This is a genomic window from Arsukibacterium sp. (assembly GCF_033721375.1).
In the GTDB taxonomy this organism is placed as follows: Bacteria; Pseudomonadota; Gammaproteobacteria; order Enterobacterales; family Alteromonadaceae; genus Alishewanella.
In genome coordinates this window covers 109842-129043 of sequence record NZ_JAWWAP010000002.1, presented here as the reverse complement: position 1 = coordinate 129043, position 19202 = coordinate 109842, and the positions used below count along the sequence as shown (strand labels likewise).

General features: G+C 49.4%; 22 protein-coding genes and 1 tRNA gene. 10 read left to right on the top strand and 13 right to left on the bottom strand.

Annotated features, from left to right (window positions below):
- Window positions 1–49: 49 nt before the first annotated feature.
- The 7 genes from fis to R3187_RS03705 form a co-directional block, all read right to left on the bottom strand.
- Window positions 50–340, bottom strand: a complete 291-nt coding sequence (gene fis, locus R3187_RS03735) for a DNA-binding transcriptional regulator Fis (RefSeq protein ID WP_019676480.1) — start codon at window positions 338–340, stop codon at window positions 50–52.
- Between the two features lie 17 nt (window positions 341–357).
- Complete coding sequence (gene dusB / locus R3187_RS03730; RefSeq protein WP_318965362.1) at window positions 358–1332, bottom strand: tRNA dihydrouridine synthase DusB; 975 nt, start codon at window positions 1330–1332, stop codon at window positions 358–360.
- Window positions 1333–1557: 225 nt separating this feature from the next.
- Window positions 1558–2442, bottom strand: a complete 885-nt coding sequence (prmA, locus tag R3187_RS03725) for a 50S ribosomal protein L11 methyltransferase (RefSeq protein ID WP_318965361.1) — start codon at window positions 2440–2442, stop codon at window positions 1558–1560.
- Between the two features lie 100 nt (window positions 2443–2542).
- Window positions 2543–3886 carry an acetyl-CoA carboxylase biotin carboxylase subunit gene (accC, locus tag R3187_RS03720; protein ID WP_318965360.1) on the bottom strand — a complete coding sequence of 448 codons (1344 nt, stop codon included), beginning with the start codon at window positions 3884–3886 and terminating at the stop codon, window positions 2543–2545.
- 16 nt (window positions 3887–3902) lie between these two features.
- A complete protein-coding gene (gene accB / locus R3187_RS03715) occupies window positions 3903–4358 on the bottom strand; it encodes an acetyl-CoA carboxylase biotin carboxyl carrier protein (protein WP_318965359.1) in 456 nt (151 codons plus the stop codon).
- 36 nt (window positions 4359–4394) lie between these two features.
- Window positions 4395–4847: a type II 3-dehydroquinate dehydratase gene (gene aroQ / locus R3187_RS03710; protein WP_318965358.1), complete on the bottom strand. Its 453-nt coding sequence runs from the start codon at window positions 4845–4847 to the stop codon at window positions 4395–4397.
- Window positions 4848–5107: 260 nt separating this feature from the next.
- A complete protein-coding gene (locus tag R3187_RS03705; protein ID WP_318965357.1) occupies window positions 5108–6913 on the bottom strand; it encodes a protein-disulfide reductase DsbD in 1806 nt (601 codons plus the stop codon).
- Between the two features lie 318 nt (window positions 6914–7231).
- Here R3187_RS03705 and R3187_RS03700 point away from each other — a divergent pair, with 318 nt between their 5' ends.
- The 4 genes from R3187_RS03700 to R3187_RS03685 all read left to right on the top strand — a co-directional run bounded on the left by R3187_RS03700 (window position 7232) and on the right by R3187_RS03685 (window position 10797).
- The gene (locus R3187_RS03700) at window positions 7232–7522 is read left to right on the top strand and encodes a co-chaperone GroES (protein WP_217671068.1); all 291 of its coding nucleotides are present in this window, start codon (window positions 7232–7234) and stop codon (window positions 7520–7522) included.
- 66 nt (window positions 7523–7588) lie between these two features.
- The gene (gene groL, locus R3187_RS03695) at window positions 7589–9226 is read left to right on the top strand and encodes a chaperonin GroEL (RefSeq protein ID WP_318965356.1); all 1638 of its coding nucleotides are present in this window, start codon (window positions 7589–7591) and stop codon (window positions 9224–9226) included.
- 237 nt (window positions 9227–9463) lie between these two features.
- The gene (locus tag R3187_RS03690; RefSeq protein ID WP_318965355.1) at window positions 9464–9991 is read left to right on the top strand and encodes a DUF3016 domain-containing protein; all 528 of its coding nucleotides are present in this window, start codon (window positions 9464–9466) and stop codon (window positions 9989–9991) included.
- A 254-nt stretch (window positions 9992–10245) separates the two neighbouring features.
- Window positions 10246–10797, top strand: coding sequence for a DUF3016 domain-containing protein (locus tag R3187_RS03685; RefSeq protein WP_318965354.1), 552 nt, complete (start codon window positions 10246–10248; stop codon window positions 10795–10797).
- 8 nt (window positions 10798–10805) lie between these two features.
- On the opposite strand, the gene R3187_RS03680 is transcribed toward R3187_RS03685, so the two are convergent.
- Together R3187_RS03680 and R3187_RS03675 are read right to left on the bottom strand one after the other, a co-directional pair.
- On the bottom strand, window positions 10806–11102 hold the full coding sequence (locus R3187_RS03680; protein WP_318965353.1) for a hypothetical protein: 297 nt from the start codon (window positions 11100–11102) through the stop codon (window positions 10806–10808).
- A 97-nt stretch (window positions 11103–11199) separates the two neighbouring features.
- Window positions 11200–11505, bottom strand: a complete 306-nt coding sequence (locus R3187_RS03675) for a prephenate dehydrogenase (RefSeq protein WP_318965352.1) — start codon at window positions 11503–11505, stop codon at window positions 11200–11202.
- 177 nt (window positions 11506–11682) lie between these two features.
- Between R3187_RS03675 and R3187_RS03670 the strand changes: the two genes are divergently transcribed.
- Window positions 11683–12093 (top strand): MerC domain-containing protein, encoded by a 411-nt coding sequence (locus tag R3187_RS03670; RefSeq protein WP_318965351.1) that lies wholly within the window; start codon window positions 11683–11685, stop codon window positions 12091–12093.
- Here R3187_RS03670 and R3187_RS03665 read toward each other — a convergent pair.
- The 3 genes from R3187_RS03665 to rsgA all read right to left on the bottom strand — a co-directional run bounded on the left by R3187_RS03665 (window position 12090) and on the right by rsgA (window position 14983).
- On the bottom strand, window positions 12090–12794 hold the full coding sequence (locus R3187_RS03665; protein ID WP_318965350.1) for a glycerophosphodiester phosphodiesterase: 705 nt from the start codon (window positions 12792–12794) through the stop codon (window positions 12090–12092). The genes R3187_RS03670 and R3187_RS03665 overlap by 4 nt on opposite strands.
- 276 nt (window positions 12795–13070) lie before the next feature.
- Complete coding sequence (asd, locus tag R3187_RS03660) at window positions 13071–13928, bottom strand: archaetidylserine decarboxylase (protein ID WP_318965349.1); 858 nt, start codon at window positions 13926–13928, stop codon at window positions 13071–13073.
- A gap of 20 nt (window positions 13929–13948) precedes the next feature.
- Complete coding sequence (gene rsgA, locus R3187_RS03655; protein WP_318965348.1) at window positions 13949–14983, bottom strand: small ribosomal subunit biogenesis GTPase RsgA; 1035 nt, start codon at window positions 14981–14983, stop codon at window positions 13949–13951.
- A 111-nt stretch (window positions 14984–15094) separates the two neighbouring features.
- On the opposite strand from rsgA, the gene orn reads away from it, so the two are divergent.
- The 3 genes from orn (at window position 15095) to R3187_RS03640 (ending at window position 16078) form a co-directional block, all read left to right on the top strand.
- Window positions 15095–15646 carry an oligoribonuclease gene (gene orn / locus R3187_RS03650; RefSeq protein WP_318965347.1) on the top strand — a complete coding sequence of 184 codons (552 nt, stop codon included), beginning with the start codon at window positions 15095–15097 and terminating at the stop codon, window positions 15644–15646.
- A 66-nt stretch (window positions 15647–15712) separates the two neighbouring features.
- Window positions 15713–15788 (top strand) — tRNA-Gly (locus R3187_RS03645).
- 83 nt (window positions 15789–15871) lie between these two features.
- Window positions 15872–16078: a DUF1289 domain-containing protein gene (locus R3187_RS03640; RefSeq protein ID WP_318965346.1), complete on the top strand. Its 207-nt coding sequence runs from the start codon at window positions 15872–15874 to the stop codon at window positions 16076–16078.
- Here R3187_RS03640 and queG read toward each other — a convergent pair.
- Entirely contained in the window at window positions 16041–17174 is a 1134-nt protein-coding gene (gene queG / locus R3187_RS03635; protein ID WP_318965345.1) for a tRNA epoxyqueuosine(34) reductase QueG, read from the bottom strand. The two genes, R3187_RS03640 and queG, sit on opposite strands and share 38 nt — an antisense overlap.
- Before the next feature lie 269 nt (window positions 17175–17443).
- On the opposite strand from queG, the gene tsaE reads away from it, so the two are divergent.
- Together tsaE and R3187_RS03625 are read left to right on the top strand one after the other, a co-directional pair.
- Window positions 17444–17908, top strand: coding sequence for a tRNA (adenosine(37)-N6)-threonylcarbamoyltransferase complex ATPase subunit type 1 TsaE (gene tsaE / locus R3187_RS03630; RefSeq protein ID WP_318965344.1), 465 nt, complete (start codon window positions 17444–17446; stop codon window positions 17906–17908).
- Entirely contained in the window at window positions 17895–19202 is a 1308-nt protein-coding gene (locus R3187_RS03625; protein ID WP_318965343.1) for an N-acetylmuramoyl-L-alanine amidase, read from the top strand. Before tsaE ends, R3187_RS03625 begins: the two co-directional genes overlap by 14 nt.

The following is a 19202-nucleotide window of genomic DNA, read 5'->3' as shown; positions in this document are numbered from 1 at the left end:
AAAAGCACCCGAAGGTGCTTAGTGGCGGGGCCGGAGCCCCGCAGTGGCATTAACTCATGCCGTATTGTTTCAGCTTCTTACGCAGGGTACCGCGGTTGATGCCCATCAGGTTAGCTGCGCGGGTCTGGTTACCGCGGGTGTATTTCATCACCTCTTCCAGTAACGGCCGCTCTAATTCAGACAGCACCAACTCATACAGGTCGTTAACGTCCTGACCGTTTAACTGTTGCAGGTAGTTAGCAACGGCTTTTTGCACCGCGTTGCTTAACGCCTGTGGCTTTTCCTGGGTTTGAACATGGGCATTTGTAATAAATGGCGAAGTAACGTTCGAATTAAACATTGCTTATCTCTTTTGCGTTAGGTTGCTGCTAGTTTATGAAAATAGTCATTTAATGCCTCAAACTGGCGTTCAGCCTGCTCGATGGCATTGAATTCGCTGCGAAACACACCCTGGGCATCATGCTCAGCTAAATACCAGCCAACGTGCTTACGGGCAATCCGAGGCCCCAAATGCACACCGTATAGCTGATGTAAGCCCTGCACATGTTCCAGCATGATTTGCTGCACCTCAGCAATTGCCGGTGCAGCCAGTTTTTCACCTGTTGCCAGGTAGTGGGTCACTTCCCGGAATATCCAGGGGCGCCCCTGTGCCGCCCGACCAATCATAATGGCGTCGGCACCGGTGTAATCGAGCACATACTGTGCTTTTTCCGGCGTGGTAATGTCACCATTGGCAATAACCGGCAGTGACACTGCCTGTTTAATCGCTTTAATGGTGTCGTATTCGGCTTCACCTTTGTACATGCAGGCTTTGGTTCTGCCATGTACGGCCAGCGCCTGAATGCCATTATCCTCGGCAATCCGGGCAATTTGCACACCATTACGATGATCGGTATCCCAGCCGGTACGAATTTTCAGCGTTACCGGTACTGTTACCGCCTTTACCACGGCCTGAATAATGTCTTCTACCAGCTGCGGGTATTGTAATAACGCCGAGCCTGCCAGCTTTTTATTTACTTTTTTGGCCGGGCAACCCATGTTGATGTCGATAATATCAGCACCAATCTCAACATTGTATTGCGCTGCTGCGGCCATTTGGGCCGGATCACTGCCGGCAATTTGTACCGAGCGGATCCCGGATTCCTGGCGATGTCCCATCCGGTTTTGTGACTTTTCGCTTTGCCAGACCTGAGGATTGCTTGATAGCATTTCAGATACAGCTAAAGCGGCGCCAAACCGCCGGCAAAGCTCACGAAAAGTGTGATCTGTCACTCCGGCCATCGGAGCACAAATTACCTTGTTCGCTAACTGATAAGGACCTATGCGCACCATGTAATCCAAGGCTCTACCCCCAAGGGGCGCTAAGTTTACGGATTTTTGGCAACAAAGCAAAGGTTATTATTTAAACAAAACTGCAATTAATTTGGCCTTTCAGGGATTGACATTCGCTAAAAGGCTGAAAAGACGTGTTTTCCCGCTGCTACCAGCCCGTAAACAATGGCCTCACTAAAAAGATAATTGTAAGGCTGTTTATTTTGTCACCAGTTGCGTTGTGGTCTAAGCGTGATTTTTACGGGCGCTTAACCGCACCCATTCGTCCTGCTCGGCGACGGGGTCAAAGCTGAATTCGTTGCTGTAGGCATCGATAACGCTCTGGGCCTGGCTTTGTAAAATACCGGACAATGCCAGTAAACCACCGCTCTTTACATAACCGCTGATTACCTGACTAAGTTCTGCCAGCGGCCCGGCCAGAATATTGGCCACCACCACATCGGCCTGTAATTGGGGCTGATCCCTGGGCAGGTATAGCTCTATCTGGCCGCTGACATTGTTGCGCTTCGCGTTGGCGGTGCTGGCTTCTATGGCCTGCGGGTCAATATCAATGCCAACGACCCGTTTTGCACCTAACTTCAGGGCAGCTATGCCTAAAATGCCTGAACCACAGCCAAAGTCGACCACCGTTTGTTCCGGCTTAATATGCTGATCAAGCCATTGCATACACAGCGCCGTAGTAGGGTGGGTGCCGGTACCAAACGCCAGACCGGGATCGAGCATCACATTAACTGCATCCGGGTCCGGAATATCACGCCAGCTGGGGCATACCCATAAGCGCTCGCCAAACTTAATCGGATGAAAGTTATCCATCCATTCCCGTTCCCAGTCTTTGTCTTCCAGTTGTTCCAGCTTGTACTGCAGCTTGTCTTTAAAAAAAGACACCTGCTGCAATTTACTGATCACCTGGTCCATCGGGTGCTCAGCATCAAATAAACCGACGACCACGGTATTGGTCCAGTAAATTACCTCGCCGGGCATGGGCTCATAAATCGGCGTATCATGCGCATCGACAAAACTGACCGCCTGCGCACCCCAGCCTTGCAGCATGTCGCTGACTTGCTCGGCTTTAACTTCAGTAGTGGTAACGCGTAGTTGGATCCAGGGCATGGTGAGCTCTCTTGCTGCATTTTGGGCGCATTATAACAAAAAGGCCGCAAATGCGGCCTTTATTCTCAGCTAATTACTGCAGTTGCACTACATAGCAGCGTTACTTCATGCCAAGTTTTTTCTCAAGGTAATGAATATTGGTGCCGCCTTTACAGAACTCAGTATCACGCATAATGTCTTTATGCAGCGCAATATTGGTTTTTATGCCCTCTACCAGCAGCTCGTCCAGCGCGTTACGCATCCGGGCGATGGCTATTTCCCGGCTCTCGCCATAGGTAATCAGCTTGCCGACCATCGAGTCATAATTAGGTGGCACCGTGTAATCCGCATAAATATGCGAATCCCAGCGCACGCCGTTGCCGCCGGCCGGATGGAAACGGGTAATTTTACCCGGTGATGGCATAAAAGTTACCGGGTCTTCCGCGTTTATCCGGCACTCTACCGCATGGCCACGAATGACGATATCTTCCTGCTTCAGCGTTAATGGCATGCCGGATGCGACCCGTAATTGCTCTTTAATCAGATCGACGCCACTGATCATTTCGGTAACCGGGTGTTCTACCTGAATACGGGTATTCATCTCAATAAAGAAGAACTCACCGTTTTCAAACAGAAACTCAAAGGTACCGGCACCGCGATAGTTCATTACTTTACAGGCATCAACACAGCGGCCGCCAATAAAGGCCCGCAGCTCAGGGGTAATACCCGGTGCCGGCGCTTCTTCCACCACTTTCTGATGGCGGCGCTGCATCGAGCAGTCGCGCTCAGCTAAATGAATGGCATTACCCTGGCCATCAGCTAGTACCTGAATTTCGATATGACGTGGGTTTTCCAGGAATTTCTCCATGTATACCATGTCATTACCAAAAGCGGCTTTGGCTTCGGCTTTGGTCATCTCAATTGAGCTGACCAGCTCTTCTTCGCTGCGAACCACGCGCATACCACGACCACCACCACCGCCGGCAGCCTTAACAATTATCGGGTAGCCTATACGTTTCGCAATCTTTTTGTTGGTGTCAGCATCGTCACCTACTGCGCCGTCTGAACCTGGCACACAGGGCACGCCGGCTTTTTTCATCGCTTCAATCGCTGACACTTTATCGCCCATCAGCCGGATAGAGTCCGGGTGCGGGCCAATAAATACCAGGCCGCTTTCTTCTACCTGCTGGGCAAAGTCAGCACGCTCAGCCAAAAAGCCATAACCAGGGTGAATCGCCTGGGCGTTGGTGACTTCTGCTGCAGCAATTAGCGCCGGAATATTCAGGTAGCTTTGTGGTGACGGTGCCGGGCCAATACAAATGGTCTCGTCTGCCAGCAGCACATGTTTCAGGTTACGGTCGACGGTGGAGTGCACCGCTACCGTTTTAATACCGAGTTCTTTGCAGGCGCGTAAGATACGCAGTGCAATTTCGCCCCGGTTGGCAATGAGTACTTTTTCTAGCATCGGTCAGCCTTTTCGGTTATTCGAGAATAAATAACGGCTGATCAAATTCGACCGGATCGCCGTTTTCAACCAGAATTTCTTTTACCACGCCTGCTTTATCAGACTGGATTTGGTTCATCATTTTCATGGCTTCAACAATACACAAGGTATCACCTACTTTAACGCTCTGGCCTACTTCAACGAAGGCTTTAGAGGTGGGTGAGGCTGCCCGGTAAAATGAGCCTACCATTGGTGACTTAACAACCTGGCCGCTGGCAGCCGGTTTAGCTGGTTCGGCTGCAACGGCGGCTGGTGCAGCTGCCGGGGCCTGCATTTGTGGCTGGGCGTACTGCATCGGTTGCATTGGTGCATAGTGCTGTACCGGGCTGTGGCGGCTGATCCGCACTGATTCTTCACCTTCGGTAATTTCCAGCTCAGAAATGCCAGACTCTTCCAGCAATTCGATCAATTTTTTAATTTTTCTAATATCCATGTCTGTCGCCTGATGTTAGTTAATTTGCTAGTTAATTTATTTGGTTGTTTGTAATGCTGTTACCGCTGCGTCCAGCGCATAGTGATAACCTTTGGCACCAAAGCCGCAGATAACCCCTTGGGCGATATCAGCTAAATAAGAATGTCGCCGGAATGCTTCCCGGGCATGCACGTTGGATAAGTGAATTTCAATAAAGGGTATGGCCACCGCCAGCAGCGCATCACGAAGTGCGATACTGGTATGAGTATAGGCGCCCGGATTTATAATAATAAAATCCTGCTGCCCCAGACTTTGCTGAACGGTAGCAATAAGCTCATGCTCAGCATTTGACTGAAAATGCTGCAGACTGACGTTTATGCTGTCGGCCTGCTGTTCCAGCTCGCTGACAATATCATTCAGGCTGGCGGCACCGTACACCCCTGGCTCACGTACGCCAAGCATGTTCAGGTTCGGACCATTTAAAACTAAAATTCGGTATTTTGCCGCCATTTGTGTTGTATTTCCGCTAAATGTTTCGAATAAGCTTTATCTTACGAAAGTGGATGCAAAATTGCACCTGTTTGCTTAATTCAGCACATTACCGCGCCCTTTATTACCAGATTAGCGCCTTATTATAGTGAAATCGTGACAAATGGCAGCAAAATACTGGTCTTATCAGCCAGAGTAGGCACAGAGTAGTCAAAAAGCGGGCACGGGGCAGGGGGCTTATAGTTGCTAAAAGCGGCAGGCCAGCTGCCTGCCGCTTGCCATTACTTTTTGGTAAGGGCGGCCAGATGCTCAGCAAAGGGAGTGGCTGCCATAAAGCCGGTTACCCGCGCTTTTGTCAGTTCCTCACCGTCAGGGCTGAAGAAAAGCAAGGTTGGCAGGCCGAGCACCTGATAATGGTTCAATAATTTTTCGTCGGAGCGGCTCATGTTGGTAACATCTATTTTTATCAGGCGCATTTTGCTGGTGTGGGCCTGTACCTGCTCCGCCGGGAAGGTAAATTGCTCAAACTCCTTGCAGGCAACACACCACTCTGCATAAAGATCGACCAGGGTATACTGGCCTGCGGCTTTAGCCTCTGCTAATTGTAGCTCCAGACCCGCTAAATCGGCTACGTCAATAAACTGGCCACTCTGGCTGGTATTTGCTGCAACCGGGGCCGGAGCAGGCTGGGTGGGGCTGAAATATTGCCAGTTAAACAATACGGTCACTAGCAGCAACACCAGAGCCGATAACAACATGGCCGCTTTCGCTGTGCTGCTTTTCAGTTCAAACAGCAGCTTAAACAAATAACCACAAACTAACAGGCTGAGGGTTGAAGCCAGCAGCACGACTTGCCATACTGGCAGAATACGCTCCAGCAGGATTATCGGCACCAGCAACAGCACGAAACCAAAGGCAGTTTTAACGATATTCATCCAGGGGCCGGCTTTGGGTAGCAGTTTGCCACCAGACGTACCCAGCAGAATAAGCGGTATGCCCATGCCCAGGCTGAGAACATATAATGTCAGGGCACCCAGCAGCAAATCACCGCTTTGTGCCACATATAACAATGCTGCTGACAATGGCGCTGTGGTACAGGGTGAGGCTATCAGGCCAGACAAGGCGCCCATAATAAAGGCGCCTTTTAAACTGCCGCCCTGCTGTTTATTACTTATGTTACTGACTTTGGCCTGCCAGCTGGCTGGCAGCTGAAAATTAAAACCACCGAACATGGCAAGTGCCAGCAACACAAAGATAACCGCAGCGACGATAAGCACCGCAGGGTGCTGCATCCAGGCCTGGAATTTAACCCCTAAACTGGCGACAACCAGCCCCAGCGCCGAGTACATAATGGCCATACCCTGGACATAACTGAATGATAAGCTGAATGCCCGGCGGGTACTAAGCTGTTTGCCCTGACCGACAATAATGCTGCTTAAAATCGGATACATCGGAAATACGCAAGGGGTAAATGCCAGGCCCAGCCCTAACAGAAAAAATACGCCCATATTCAGCCAGACCGAGCCGCTGCTAAGCCGATCTGCCAGATTAAACTGGCTGGATACCGGTATGCCGGCTTCCGTTTGCCCGGCCGTGTCTGCACTGGCTGTCGCTGCTGAATTGCCCGGAACTGACAATGGTATCTCGGCTTTAATCGGGGGGTAACACAGGCCTGCTTCAGCACAGCCCATATACTGAATGCGTAAAAACGCATCTTCACTAATATCCGACAAAGGAATACGCAAGGTCAGCTGATGGAAATAAACTTCGGTTACCCCGAAAAATTCATCTTCTATCTGCATGCTGGGTGGATAAGTGGGATGAGAGAAACTTACCGCGACGCCGCCGTATTTGAACTTATCGCGATAGATATAATAACCGTCCGCTATCGTCCAATTGACAATAAGTTCATCGTCCTGCTGCCGGAAATCCATAACAAAGGCCTGGTCTACCGGTAAAAAGTCATCATCTTGTTGCAGCAGGCTATCGAGCACCGAGCTTTGCTGAGCCTGAGCCGGCGAAGCACTGAGAGTCAGCCCAAGCAGCGAAAACCACAGTAAAAATGGCAGCAAAAACAGTTTATACATCAATTAAACCTTCTGAATTATTGGTTAAACGCAGGCTATACCTTTGCCGATGTTGCTCCGCTACTATACGGCAATAGCTGTCAATTGGTCTTTTTAGTTACGATCTGACATTGCAAATATCAGACCTGTTGTCGCTGGCAATTATTTCAAGGCTTACTTAATTAAGTCTTAAGAAAGCGGCGTCAGCGTTGCTGAATCTGGCTAACAGCAAGAATTTTTTTGATTGCCCCTTGGATTTTTTTTGCTACTGCCCCATATACCGAACACACATTTTAACACCCATGTTAAAACACAAAAAACGCTTTAGGAGATTAGAGCATGAATATTCGTCCATTACATGATCGTGTCATCATCAAACGCTTAGAAGCAGAAAGCAAGTCAGCGGGTGGCATCGTCTTAACTGGTGCTTCTGCCGAAAAATCGAGCCGTGGCGAAGTCGTTGCGGTTGGCAATGGTCGCATTCTGGATAACGGTGACGTGAAGCCATTAGATGTAAAAGTTGGCGACAAAGTATTATTTGGTGCCTATGTAGAGCGCACTGAAAAAGTAGACGGGCAAGAGTTTGTAATCACCAAAGAAGACAACATCTTAGGTGTGATCCTCGATTAAGTTGCACTGCGTAAGCTGCACTTTAACGCATCGTTTAACTGAAAACTGAATTAAGGAATTATCAAAATGGCTGCAAAAGACGTACGTTTTGGCGACGAAGCTCGCAATAAAATGCTTAAGGGCGTAAACATTCTGGCAAACGCGGTACGGGTTACCCTGGGTCCGAAAGGCCGCAATGTTATTCTGGACAAATCTTTTGGCTCACCACTGATCACCAAAGACGGTGTATCGGTCGCCAAAGAAATTGAACTGGAAGATAAGTTCGAAAATATGGGCGCGCAGATGGTGAAAGAAGTTGCGTCTAAAGCCAACGATGAAGCCGGTGATGGTACGACTACTGCAACCGTGTTAGCGCAAAACATTATTAATGAAGGCGTAAAAGCGGTTGCGGCCGGCATGAACCCGATGGACTTAAAGCGCGGTATCGACAAAGCCGTTATCGCAGCAGTAGAAGAGCTGAAAAACTTATCTCAGCCTTGTGCCGATACCAAAGCCATTGCTCAGGTAGGTACTATTTCAGCTAACTCTGACGAAGAAATCGGTAAAATCATCGCCGATGCCATGGATAAAGTGGGCAAAGAAGGCGTAATCACTGTTGAAGAAGGCCAGGGTTTAGCCAACGAGCTGGACGTGGTTGAAGGTATGCAGTTCGACCGTGGCTACCTGTCACCATATTTTATCAATAATCAGGAAGCCGGCCAGGTAGAACTGGACAACCCGTTTATTCTGACTGTTGATAAGAAAATTTCTAATATCCGCGAGTTACTGCCGGTATTAGAAGGCGTGGCAAAAGCCGGTAAGCCGCTGTTAATTATTGCTGAAGATCTGGAAGGCGAAGCCCTGGCAACTCTGGTTGTCAACAATATGCGTGGCATTGTTAAAGTGTCTGCCGTTAAAGCGCCAGGCTTTGGTGATCGTCGTAAGGCGATGTTGCAGGACATTGCAACGTTAACCGGCGGTACCGTTATTTCTGAAGAAATCGGTATGGAACTGGAAAAAGCCACGCTGGAGGATTTAGGTACCGCTAAGCGCGTTGTGATCACTAAAGACAACACCACCATTATCGATGGTGCCGGTGAGCAGGATGGTATCGATGGCCGGGTGAAGCAGATTCGCCAGCAGATCGAAGAAGCGACCTCAGACTACGATAAAGAAAAACTGCAGGAACGTCTGGCTAAACTGGCTGGCGGTGTTGCCGTTATCAAAGTGGGCGCGACCACTGAGATGGAAATGAAAGAGAAGAAAGCCCGGGTGGAAGATGCACTGCATGCAACCCGTGCTGCGGTAGAAGAAGGTGTGGTACCTGGCGGCGGTGTTGCCCTGGTGCGCGTGGCAGCCAAACTGACCAGCTTAACTGGTGCTAACGAAGACCAGACCCACGGTATTAAAATCGCGCTGCGGGCAATGGAAGCACCACTGCGTCAAATCGTGGCCAATGCTGGTGAAGAGCCATCAGTGGTGGTGAACAAGGTTAAAGAAGGTTCAGGTAACTACGGTTACAACGCTGCTACCGACGTATACGGCGACATGCTGGAGATGGGTATTCTGGACCCAACCAAAGTAACCCGTTCAGCACTGCAGTTTGCGGCATCTGTCGGTTCACTGATGATCACCACCGAAGCGATGATCACTGAACTGCCAAAAGACGATGCCCCGGCAATGCCTGATATGGGCGGCATGGGTGGCATGGGCGGTATGATGTAATTCGCTGCTTCTGGCTCTGCAGAAAAAGCTCCCGGCTGATCCCGGGAGCTTTTTTTTTCGTGAATAAGTGCGTTTTCAGCACAATTTGCTCTGCAGGCTTTGCCTGCTAAGCTTAGTGATAACGCAGTAAACTGAACTTTAGGTTGTAATTGGGGTCTGAGCAGACAGTGAATGCTGTTAACAGTTGACCAGAGTTCGGTAGCAGTATTTGAGAAAATCAACCTTCAGGAGGTGAATATGAAAACATTTCCGATAGCATTATTGACACTGGCCATGACAGCACCAGTACTTGCCAATACTGAGTCGGGTGCGGAGTTGGAACTGAAGTGGCATGATATGGACAAGTTTACAGATGTTCGCGCCACCAATTCTACCCGTAGTCAGTTTCACGAACGGGTTAAACGAGAGTTTAGTGAGATTTTCCAGCAATTAGCAAGCCAGTTGCCTGATGGCTACAATTGGCAGGCGACAATTACTAATATTGATTTAGCTGGCGATGTAGATTATTTCGTTGGCGGTGCAGGTAATCCGCTAAGGGTCGTTGAAGATATTCATTCGCCCGCTATCACCTTTAAGCATGTCTTAACTGACCAACAGGGTGAGGTAGTGATTAGCACCGAAACGAAGTTGCGTGATATGGGCTTTATGCATTCGCTGCGTTCAACTAACGATGATGACGCGTTCCGTTATGAGCAGCAGATGCTGCAAGATTGGTTTGATAATAAGTTTAAACCAAAAGTAAGCGACTATGCGCAAGTTCAATAAGTTTTGATCTCGATAAATAATTCAGTTTAGCTGATATTTTGAAAGCCTCCGTATTAAAGCGGGGGCTTTTTTCTGATACAGATTAATACACTTTCACTCTACTATTTATACAATTTTAGCCAGAAACGTTGCGCTTTTATGCTCTATAGTAGTGACTGTGTGTACCAATAATTTTTTTAATGCCGGATCTGGCGCATATAGTAAAACTTGAACCGGGCGATCTGTCGTGTGCAGAGAATGACTGAGAGGTAGTGATGAAAACATTTTTGATAGCGGTGTGTGTCCTGGCAATGTCAGCACCAGTGCTAAGCAATCCAGACTCGAGCGCCACACTGGAACTTAACTGGCAGGATATGGATAAATTTACTGATGTTCGGGCTGCCAATGATTCCCGCAGCCGTTTTAAAGATCGTGTGAAGCGTAATTTCGAGAATTTTTTTCAGGAAATGGCAGATGAGTTACCTGAAGGGTATAGCTGGCAGGTAACGATTACTGATATTGATCTGGCAGGTGAAGTTGACTACTTTGTTACCGATACCGGCCAGGCAATTCGGGTGATCAAAGAAATTCATTCACCGGCTGTTCGCTTTAGTCACCTGTTACGTGATCAGTATGGTGAAGAAGTGGTTGGTGGTGAGGAGCGTCTGCGCGATATGGCATTTATGAGCCGGATGAAACCCCGTAGCAATACTCCTGAATTTTCATTTGAACGGGACATGCTACAAGACTGGTTTAACCAGGACCTAAAGCCTGAAATTACTGAACATGCCGCCTTACCTGCAAAAGTGAGTCATCCAGAACGGTAAGGTTGAACTTATAGAAAGCGGGCAATATTGCGGTAAATTTCCAATGCCTGCTCCCGGGTTAATTGGCCGGCGCTGGCTGCCCGGCCAATACTACTGCTAACCCGGATACTTTCTGAGTTTCTATCAGCTGTTTGCACAGATTCAGATGCAGGAGGTGTTGATAGCGCCTTAATTGTTGTTGCGTTCTGGTTTAGCTGATCTGATGCTGCATCTGCAACCAGGGGGGCTGCAGTCGCAATGCTGTTATTCGACGTTCCGCTGGCGGCAATGCCCGGATTGTTAATGGTAACTTTATTAACTAGCATCGACTACTCACTAACTATGTAGGTTCAATTAACCACCATTAAGCATAGTTGCTTTCGCTGATTTTACCAGCGGACTTATTACCGGTATTGCCGGCAATTACTTCACCGCAAGGCGAAACTCTGCCAGCGTTTTGTGCAACAACTGCAGCTGTTTAACCACCCGGGCCAGCGTAGCGGTATTGAATTGCTGACTTTGCCGGATAGCGGCAATCTGCTCTGCTGCTTCGCTTAAATAAGGCATAAAACGATTGCTGTTAACGCTGAAATCACTGTTGGCAGGAAAAATACTCTGATGTTTCGCCTGACCCTGTTGCTGTAACTGGTCTAATACCGCATCAGCGTCTAATGCTTTTCGATAAAGTTCTTTCAGGTTTTCATCAAGTTGGGATAGTAAGGAGTCCATATCAGGCCTACTGGAAAATGACAGGCGGCCATTATGCCATAACAGGAACCGGCGATCAGCTTTGCGGATGTCGGCAGAGCAGGGTATCCGAAACTAATTTTTATCAGGTCGTTTATTTGTGTTTTGATTTGTTATATTATATCGTTTTAGTTAATTCAGCACAGTGGAATTTTTAACGTGTTAGCCAAAGCCAGAGTGTTATTTGATAAAGTGGGCATTACTGTGACATCGCTGTGCGCGATTCACTGTATTATGCTGCCGGTATTGTTACCGGTGCTGCCACTGCTTGGCTTAACAGTTAACCATAACCATGCGTTTGAGCGCATTATGCTGCTGTTTACCATGGTGCTTGGCTTTGTCGCGCTGTTTATTGGCTTTCATCGTTACCATCGGAAGCTTTACCCTTTTTACTCTTTGTTTTTAGGTGGCTTTATTTACTGGCAACGGGATGTCTGGGGCCACGAATATGAGCATGCGGTGTTAATAGTGGGCGCCTCCCTGGTGGTGCTGGCCCATGTGATGAACATGCGTTTATGCAGTCAGTGTGATAGCTGCGAGACTGAACACCACGCCGACGAACCCGCTTAATCAGCGGGTTTTTTGTTTGCCAACGTCCGGCTTCTGGCCGGGAAATTACTGAAAATACCATCGACCCTATATGCTTTTAAGCGCTGGATATCATCTGGCTGATCTACCGTGTAGACAAATACTTTTAAGCCGCGGGCTTTAGCATCATCAACAAATGCTTTATTAACAAAGCTGACATCACAATTTACCGAATAGGCCTGCAACTGGCTGGCAAAGGCTGCATAATCGAGCGGCAGACTTGCAGTAAGCGCGCCGAGCTTTAATTGCGACCGTGCTTGTTTAATAGCGGCGAGCAGGTGATGGTTAAATGACGAGATAACCAGCGTTTGCAGATCAAACCCCAGTTGCTGTTCGGCTTTATCAAGCAGCGCTAATAGCGGCGCGACGGTGTCATCACCTTTTAATTCGATATTTAACCAGCATTTACCATTAATAAGCTCAAGTACCTGCCATAGCATCGGAATGCGTTGGCCACGACCGGCATCCAGTTGCATTAGCTCAACCAGACTGTATTGATAAATGCTGCCGGTGCCATTGGTGGTGCGGGCTAAATGGTGGTCGTGAATAACGATAAGCTCGCCCTGTACGGCAAAAACATCTATCTCAATCGCATCTGCCCCCTGAACGATGGCTTGTTCGATGGCCAGCAGGGTGTTTTCCGGGTAATCGCCACTGGCCCCGCGATGGGCTATAATTTGCATATTCACTCCTCAGAACGACTTTTAATTAGTCTACTGCAGATAAAGCGGGAGCAGAGTATTTTTTTCTGAGACCGTTGAAGCCCTGGACGGGCGGATAAATGTGTAGGGAACACATTTAAACAGCCTCGCTGGCCCGCAGGGTAAACTTCATGGATGGAGTTTATAAACGAGCCCCCATGGAAGGGTTTACGGCGTGTCGCAGAAAAAATATACGGCGCTGTCGCGAGTGCGGAGAAAGGAGCAGGACACTTCAATGTCCTGCTCATGAGGGGCTAGTTAGTTAATTTCAGCAAAAGGCGCACCCATCCGGGTGACGGTGCCGGGCTGCTGGTCGGCCAGAAAATCAACTTTGCCGGCCGGAAAAGCCAGTACCACCGTAGAGCCCAGTTTAAAGCGGCCCATCTCAGCGCCTTTTTCCAGTTTAACTGCGGTATTGCCCTTTGCCGGGTAAGTCCAGCGGAAAATGTTTTTGCCACTTGGTGGGGTAATGGTACCTGCCCAGACAGTCTCAATGCTGGCGACGATGGTAGCACCAACCAGTACCAGCGCCATCGGCCCAAACTCGGTATCAAAGATAGTGACTACTCGCTCATTCAGAGCAAACAAATCTTTTACACACTCGGCGGTTAACGGGTTTACCGAGAACAGCTCGCCGGGGATATAAATCATCTCGCGCAGGGTGCCGGTTACCGGCATATGAATCCGGTGATAATCTTTTGGCGCCAGGTAAATAGTGGCAAAAGAGCCACCGGCAAAAGGCGCTGCAGTTTGCTCAAGGCCACCCAGCAGGTTTTGCAACGAGTAGTTATGGTGTTTTGCCTGCACCAGTTTACCGTCAACAATCGGCCCTAACTGACTGATAGCGCCATCGACCGGATGGGCGACAATATCAGGTTCGCTGGCCAGCGGCCGGATGCCGTCTTTTAGAGGCCGGGTAAAGAATTCATTAAAACTGGCGTAATCTTCAGCGCGCTCCCATTGGGCTTCGCTCATATCAATTTTGTACGCTTTGATAAAGCGCTTAATCAGAAAATGGCTGAACCAGCCGAGTTCAGCTGCGGCAACTTTACCGGCAAGGCGCGAGATAAGATGCTTCGGCATCAGGTACTGCAAGGTGATTTTTGCTTTATCCATCGGGGTTATTAACCTTTTACTTAAAAATAATTCGGTTTGTCCTGCGCCATACTGGCCAGGATTTTCAAATAGCTGTCGTAGCGCTCGCTACTGATTTCACCTTGTTGCACCGCATGCTGGATGGCACAACCGGGGTCATTGACATGCTTGCAGTCGCGAAATTTACAGCGGCCAAGCCAGGGCTGAAACTCAATAAAGCCTTCAGTCACTTCCTGTTCGCTTAAATGCCACAAAGCAAATTCGCGAATGCCCGGGGAGTCAATTAAATCGCCGCCCTGTGGCAGATGATACAGTCGGGACACCGTAGTCGTGTGCTGACCTAAGCCGGAATTTTCCGAAACCTCGCGGGTTGCAGCAGTAAGGCCCGGCATCAGGTTATTCATCAGCGATGACTTACCCACCCCGGACTGACCAACAAAAATACTGGTGCCACTATGTATCTGCTCCAGCAGTTCAGGCATACCCTGACCAGATTTGGCGCTGACTAAAAGATAATCATAGCCAATTTTACGGTACAGGCTAAGTTGCTCAGTAAGTTGCTGATGCTCTTGCTCTGTCAGCAAATCAACTTTGTTGATAACCAGCAGCGGCTTAATATGAGTCATTTCGGCGGCGACCAGGTAACGGTCAATAATATTTAATGACAATGCCGGCAAAATGGCAGACACAATAATCATTAAATCGATATTTGCTGCAACAGGCTTTAAACCATCATAAAAATCGGGCCGCAACAGCACGGATTTGCGATCCTCTACCGCTTCGATAACGCCATCAATACTGCCAGTGCTTTGCCTGGCCCTGCGCCAGACTACATTGTCGCCGGTTACCACCGAGCTGATGGTGCGGCGCATATTGCAGCGCACCACGTCACCGTTAGCATCTTCAATATCGGCATGCTGGCCAAAGCGACTGAGCACAAGGCCGGGTTCTGCCGCCAGCAGCACATCGTCATCCCAATGCTCGGTTTTGGCTTTTTTATTACCCCGCAGCCGTTTTTGCTCATTCTGGGCAATCCGGTCAGTCTGGCGTTTGGTCAGGTGTTTTTTTTTGGTCACGTGCTGGTTTTACCGTTGTGCGCAAACAGGCGCTATCAGTGTTAAGCTTAAGACGTGTATCATACCTGTAATCTGAATTTGAACAAAGCTGCATGCATGTAAGGAAAGGATATGGCAACAAATGACACTAATTTAATCTGGCTGGATTTAGAAATGACCGGGCTGGAGCCCAAAACTGATGTAATTTTAGAAATGGCCACTATTGTTACCGACAGCGAGCTGAATATTCTGGCCGAAGGGCCGGTGTTTGCTATCAGTACCTCGGCCCAGATCCTCGATAATATGGACCCATGGTGCGTAGAGCAACATGGCAAAAGCGGTTTAACCGCCCGCTGCCTGGCCAGTAATGTTAGCCTAGCCGAGGCGGAAAAGCAGACTATCGATTTTTTAAGTCAGTATGTTGCGAAAGGTAAATCGCCAATGTGTGGCAACAGTATTGGCCAGGATCGGCGATTTTTAGCCGAATATGCACCGGAACTTGAACGTTATTTTCATTACCGCAATCTGGATGTCAGTACGGTAAAAGAGCTGGCCCGGCGCTGGCATCCGGCAATTCTGAAAAAAGTACAGAAAACAGGTGCGCATCTGGCGCTGGACGATATTCGGGAGTCGATTGCTGAATTAGTAACCTATCGCCAAAATTTTTTCAAATTACCGGCATAAAGTACTTGCATAAGAGCGCCGATTTTGTAAAATGCGCGCCATCACAACGCAACAGCGTTGACCGATGCGAGTATAGCTCAGCTGGTAGAGCGCGACCTTGCCAAGGTCGAGGTCACGAGTTCGAACCTCGTTACTCGCTCCACATTCGAACAAAAAGCCGCTTTTAAGCGGCTTTTTGTTTTTCAGCTTTGCTACACTGAGCTTAACGTCTTCAGGTAAGTGCTTATGCTAATATCACCTTGTGTGCGAAACTGTTGTCTGGACCAGCAGGACTGTTGTCTGGGTTGTGGTCGTTTTCTGACAGAAATTCTGCAATGGCAACAACTTAGCGAGCAACAGCAGCACCTTATCATTGAACAGGCTAAGCAGCGACAGAACGCCCGCCAGCCTGCTTTCATGCATCCCGCGGCAACCCCTTCTGAACAATCCTGACCAGTCTTTCAGTCGCGCGGGGCAGCAGATTAGCCGCCTGCCAGCTTTTCCGTTTTTGCTGCGCCAGTGCCCAATCGATATGTTCCAGTACCAGCGCAGAACTGTGCGCTCTGGCTTTTTGTAATGCGTCGGTAATTTCACTCTGATAAGGCGCATTGCCCAGCGCCACGGCAATATTGCGCTGCCAGCGCTCAAAACCAATCCGGCGGATAGCACTGCCTTCAGTCAGCCGTAAAAACGTGGCTTCGTCCCAGGCAAACAGCTGCAGCAAGTTCTGGTCCTGCCACTGCGGCCGGCGCTGAAAATCGGCTTCAATACTCAGCGGTGCCTGCCGGTTCTCAGGGCAAACCAGCTGGCAATCATCACAGCCATAGATGCGGTTGCCGATTAGTGGCCGCAATGTTTCAGGAATAGCGGTTTTTAATTCGATGGTTAAATAGGAGATGCAGCGCCGGCCATCTACCACGTAAGGCTCAACGATAGCCCCTGTCGGACAGCTGGTGATACAGGCGACGCAACTGCCGCAATCCCCCTGATGCGGTTCATCGACCGGCAACGGAATGTCGACCAGCAATTCACCCAGAAAAAACCAGGAGCCGACGCTCTGCTCGAGTAATAAACTGTGTTTGCCGACCCAGCCTAAGCCAGCTTGCTGGGCCAGCGGCCGCTCAAGCAGCGGTGCTGAGTCGACAAAAGGCCGGAAGCCCAGTTCAGGTATTTCGGTGCGGATTTTCTGCGCCAGTTGTTTCAGCCGGTTACGAATAAGTTTGTGATAATCGCGACCCAGCGCATAGCGGCTGATGTAAGCTTTAGCCGGATCAGCCAGATTAGTGGCAAAGCCGGCCTGAGCCGGCAGATAATCCATTCTGACACTGAGCACCCGTAAGGTACCTGGCAGCAACTCAGCGGGGCGGGCGCGCAGCATGCCATGCTCTGCCATATACTGCATATCACCATGATAGCCTTTATCCAGCCAGGCCTGAAGCTTAGGTTCGTCTTTAGTTAAGTCAGTGCCGGTTATCCCCAGTTCCTGAAAACCCAGCTCCTGTGCCCATTGTTTTATCCGCACGGCCAGTTGCTGATAATCGATTGCCATAGCTGTCAGTTCCGGAGGCGGTCATTAGCAAGAAAATTTGTGCTACTTTACCATAGCGATTTAACGACCGGGAACCGGATATTCATTTTAGGGTCAGACTCCTCATGCAATAACAGTATTTATGCTGTCCGCGCTGTTTAACACCAGTTTTGCTGGCCGGCCTTTGCCATAGTTTGTTAACATGTCTGGCAGCTTGGCAGCGCTTAACATATAGCAGAGGTAAAGTGGCTACATTACTTACAACGGAGTGTCCGATGGAGCAGGTTACGATGGTAACATCAGTTTTAGCGGATGAAGCAGCAACCCTGAAGTGGGCAACCAGGCTGGCACAATATTTACAGGGTGGTCAGGTTATTTTTTTACATGGTAGTTTGGGAGCGGGTAAAACGACTTTTTGCCGGGGCATTTTGCTGGCGTTAGGTCATCAGGGGAATGTTAAAAGCCCGACTTACACCCTGGTCGAGCCCTATCAATTGCCGGTGTTAACCGTATATCATTTTGATTTATACCGGCTGACCGACCCGGAAGAGCTGGAATTTATGGGGATCCGCGATTATTTTAATCCGCAGAGCCTGTGCTTGCTGGAATGGCCTGAACACGGCCAGGGTTATTTACCTGAACCTGATCTCGACATACACTTAAGTTATCTTGACGATCAGCGACAGATTGTCATTCGTGCCGGCACTGCTGCTGGCCGGGCCATAACAGATGCAATAAGAGATGATGAAAAATAATAATAAATTTCTTAGCTGCGCCGGTTTAACCATTCTATGGTTTTTTTCAGCGTGGAGTTATGCAAGTAATCAGGTTCAGAATATCCGGATCTGGCCATCGCCAGACAATACCCGGGTAGTATTTGATTTGGCAGCGGCGCCGCAATACAACAGTTTTAGTCTGGATAATCCCGACCGGCTGGTTATCGACCTGAGTAATATGGCCTCTGGTATATCGTTGCCGAAGATTGACGGTGACTCGCAGCTGATAAAAGCAATTCGTAGTAGCGGCGACAATGACAAGATGCGCATTGTGCTGGATTTAACCAACAAGGTAAAACCAACCGTCTTTGCGCTTACGCCTACCGCGCCTTATGGCCATCGGCTGGTAATCGATTTACCGGATAAACAACGTACTGAAAGTCGGCCACCGCCCAGCATCCGCGCGGCGCGGGATATCATTATTGCCATCGATGCCGGCCACGGTGGTGAAGACCCGGGTTCGATTGGCCCCAGTGGCATTTATGAGAAAAACCTGACGTTACCGATTGCTAACAGGCTGGCTGAACTGATTAATAACGAACCCGGCATGCGCGCCGAAATGGTTCGGACCGGCGACTACTTTATTCATGTTAACCGACGCACAGAGCTGGCCCGGGGCCAGCAGGCAGACTTGCTGGTGTCAATTCATGCCGATGCCTTTACTTCACCGCAGCCCAGGGGCGCGTCGGTCTGGGTACTGTCGTTACGCCGCGCAACGACAGAAGTGGGCCGGATGCTGGAGCAAACTGAACGCCATTCTGAGTTACTGGGCGGTGTGGCAGAAATTATCCGCGATTCGGCCAATGAGCGTTATCTGGCGCAAACCGTACTCGATTTGTCGATGAACCACTCAATGGTCACTGCTTATCAGGCAGCCAATCAGGTGTTGGGCGAGCTGGGTAAAATTACCTCACTACATCAGGCAAAACCGCAGGCAGCCAGTTTAGGCGTGCTGAAATCGCCCGATATTCCTTCTATTCTGGTAGAAGTAGGCTTTATCTCGAATCCGCAGGAAGAAAAGCAGTTAAAGTCGGCTAACCATCAGGCGCGATTAGCACAATCACTGCACCGGGCGTTAAAGCGTCATTTTCAGCTGGCGCCGCCGGCTGATTCACTATTTGCGCAGCAGCGGGCTCGTGAACATAAAGTGCAGGCTGGTGAGTCGTTGTCGTTACTGGCGCAGCGCTATGATGTGTCGGTAGACGCGCTGCGCAGCCACAACCAGTTAGCCAATGACAGTATCCGGATTGGTCAGGTTTTACGGATCCCCTGA